The organism is Streptomyces sp. UH6, assembly GCF_013421635.1.
GTDB lineage: Bacteria > Actinomycetota > Actinomycetes > Streptomycetales > Streptomycetaceae > Streptomyces > Streptomyces abyssomicinicus.
On record NZ_JACADT010000740.1, the window covers coordinates 1 to 2,847 of the forward strand.

The 2,847-nt window shown below is 71.8% G+C and carries 3 protein-coding genes and 1 pseudogene; 3 read left to right on the forward strand and 1 reads right to left on the reverse strand.

Annotated elements, in window-relative coordinates; translation table 11 throughout:
• A pseudogene (locus HW445_RS25125) lies at nucleotides 1–360 on the reverse strand (hypothetical protein); the annotation flags it as partial.
• 144 nt (nucleotides 361–504) lie between these two features.
• Between HW445_RS25125 and HW445_RS25130 the strand changes: the two are divergent.
• From HW445_RS25130 to HW445_RS25140, 3 genes are all read left to right on the forward strand, one after another.
• Nucleotides 505–786, forward strand: coding sequence for an acylphosphatase (locus HW445_RS25130; RefSeq protein WP_180223202.1), 282 nt, complete (start codon nucleotides 505–507; stop codon nucleotides 784–786).
• A 387-nt stretch (nucleotides 787–1,173) separates the two neighbouring features.
• On the forward strand, nucleotides 1,174–1,386 hold the full coding sequence (locus tag HW445_RS25135) for a hypothetical protein (RefSeq protein WP_151775568.1): 213 nt from the start codon (nucleotides 1,174–1,176) through the stop codon (nucleotides 1,384–1,386).
• 306 nt (nucleotides 1,387–1,692) lie between these two features.
• Nucleotides 1,693–2,847, forward strand: a 1,155-nt coding sequence (locus HW445_RS25140; RefSeq protein WP_180223203.1) for a chromosome segregation SMC family protein, incomplete at its 3' end; no start/stop codon positions are given.

The following is a 2,847-nucleotide window of genomic DNA, read 5'->3' on the forward strand; positions in this document are numbered from 1 at the left end:
CTGGGCGGGCAGGGCGGCGGTGGGCGCGTCGGCGTGGACCGGGGCCGAGGACTCCTCCGTGCCGAACAGGTAGGCCTGGCTCCGTGCGTAGTCGTCCCCGCCGTAGGGGTGACCGTGGCCGGAGGACCCGTAGGAGTCGGCGGACCGGTAGGAGCCGGCGGGGTCGCCGTGGCCGTAGGCGTCGTCACGGACGTACGGGCCGTCGGAGCCCTGGGGGTACGAGCCGTGGGCGTCGTACGTCGTCCGGTACTGCTCCTGCCCCGGCCGGTCCCCGGCGGCGGGCGCCGTACCGGTGACGGGGGGAGTCGGAGTGTCGCCCTTGCCCTTGCGGCCGGCGGCGGAGCGTCGGTGGCGTCCCATTCCTCTGCTGGCCTCTCTCGGTGCTGCGGTCCACGCCACTCACTCGTAAGGGTGAGTTTCGCTGGGGGTCGAGGGGGGACGCTACCGCATCGCTCCAGGGGGTGTGGGCGTCCGGTGAGGTTTTTGCTCGGTTAGCGTGCACACATGAACGACGATGCACGACTGGTCGCCTGGGTCCGGGGCAAGGTACAGCGCGTGGGTTTCCGCTGGTTCACGCGTGCGAAGGCGCTGGAGCTCGGCGACCTGAGTGGTTTTGCTCTCAATCTCCAGGACGGACGCGTCCAGGTGGTCGCGGAGGGCCCCCGTGACCGCTGCGAGCGGTTGCTGGAGTGGCTGACGGGGGAGGACACGCCGGGCCGCGTGGACGGCGTCACCGAGATTTGGGACACACCCCGCGGCGGCTACGACGGCTTCGAGATCCGCTGACGGCCGCCCCGTGCGGCCGCCCGGAGGCCGTCCTCCGAGCGGCCCCGGGCGGCCCGGGGACGGAAAAGTCCAGGTGGCCGCCGCACAAGGGTTGTCAGGGCCGACGCCACAGGCCAGGATGATCCGCACGCCCCCGGGCCCCGCAGGAGACGCCGCGCCAGCAGTTCCGCGCAGAGCGCCCCGGGGACACCGTCGATACGGGGCGTGATCGTGTTGACCGTCAAACTTTTTGGTGAGACTCTGAAAGCCCCGCGCACCCTAGCTGTTTGGCATGTGGAAACAGCGGCAGGAACTCAGCTGACATCGCAGTGTCGGGCACTACGGGTGCGATTCCCTCACGACCCACCACCGCTTCGGTCGGTCACTCAGTGTGGAGGACCATCCATCATGGCAAAGGCGCTTCTCGGTTACGTCGGCGGCTCCGACCCGCGACTCCTCGCCGAGATGCGACGGCTCCAGCAGCGCGTCCAGGACCTGGAATCCGAGCTCGTCAGGATCCAGGCCGAGAAGGACGCGCTCGCGGCTGCCGCTTCTCGCGACCGCATCATGGAGAGCATGGAGAGCATCGACGCCCACCAGGCGGAGCCCGCGTACACCTGACCCGGCCCGCGCGCAGGCCGGAGCCGCGCCCGCACCCCCGCCGGTGCCTCAAGGGACGCCCTCGGCGTCCCTTTCGCCGTTACCGCTCCCTCTCCGGCCCTCCGCCCTCACCGCCCCGTCAGCGCTCGTCCGCGTCTCCGGCCCTCCCGGGGCCGGGCCGGCCCCACCCCGCAGCCGTTCTCGTAGCTCTGATCTGCCCACCGCCCCGCCGTGCGAAACCGGATCGGTCCGCCGGCGCGTCGGGACCGGTGCATTGAGACCGGTTTCATGGAGAAGCGGAGGAACCCGCCGGTAAAGTCCACCGGCGTGCACCTCAAAGCCCTGACCCTCCGCGGCTTCAAGTCGTTCGCGTCCGCGACCACGCTCCGGTTCGAGCCGGGGATCACCTGCGTGGTCGGCCCGAACGGCTCGGGCAAGTCCAACGTCGTCGACGCGCTGACCTGGGTCATGGGCGAGCACAGCGCCAAGTCGCTGCGCGGCGGCAAGATGGAGGACGTCATCTTCGCCGGGACCACCGGCCGCCCCCCGCTCGGCCGTGCCGAGGTCTCGCTGACCATCGACAACTCCGACGGCGCCCTCCCCATCGAGTACGCCGAGGTCACCATCACGCGGATCATGTTCCGCAACGGTGGCAGCGAGTACCAGATCAACGGCGACACCTGCCGCCTGCTGGACATCCAGGAACTCCTCTCCGACTCCGGCATCGGCCGCGAGATGCACGTGATCGTCGGCCAGGGCCAGCTCGACTCGGTGCTGCACGCCGACCCGATGGGCCGGCGTGCCTTCATCGAGGAGGCGGCCGGCGTCCTCAAGCACCGCAAGCGCAAGGAGAAGGCGCTGCGCAAACTGGACGCCATGCAGGCAAACCTGGCCCGCGTCCAGGACCTCACCGACGAACTGCGCCGCCAGCTCAAGCCGCTCGGCCGGCAGGCCGCCGTGGCCCGCCGGGCCGCCGTCATCCAGGCGGACCTGCGGGACGCCCGGCTGCGGCTGCTCGCCGACGACCTGGTCAGGCTGCGCGAAGCCCTCCAGGCCGAGGTCGCCGACGAGGCCGCCCTCAAGGAGCGCAAGGAGGCCACCGAGGAGGTGCTGCGCACGGCGCTGCGGCGCGAGGCGCTGCTGGAGGACGAGGTCCGCCGTCTCACCCCGCGGCTCCAGCGCGCCCAGCAGACCTGGTACGAGCTCTCCCAGCTCGCCGAACGCGTCCGCGGGACCGTCTCCCTGGCCGACGCCCGGGTGAAGAGCGCCACCGCCGCCCCCGTCGAGGAACGCCGGGGCCGAGACCCCGAGGAGATGGAACGCGAGGCCGCCCGGGTCCGGGAGCAGGAGGCCGAGCTGGAGGCCGCCCTGGAGGCGGCCGAGCGCGCGCTGGAGGACACCGTCGCCCACCGCGAGGAGCTGGAGCGCTCCCTCGCCGCCGAGGAACGCCGCCTCAAGGACGTCGCCCGCGCCATCGCCGAC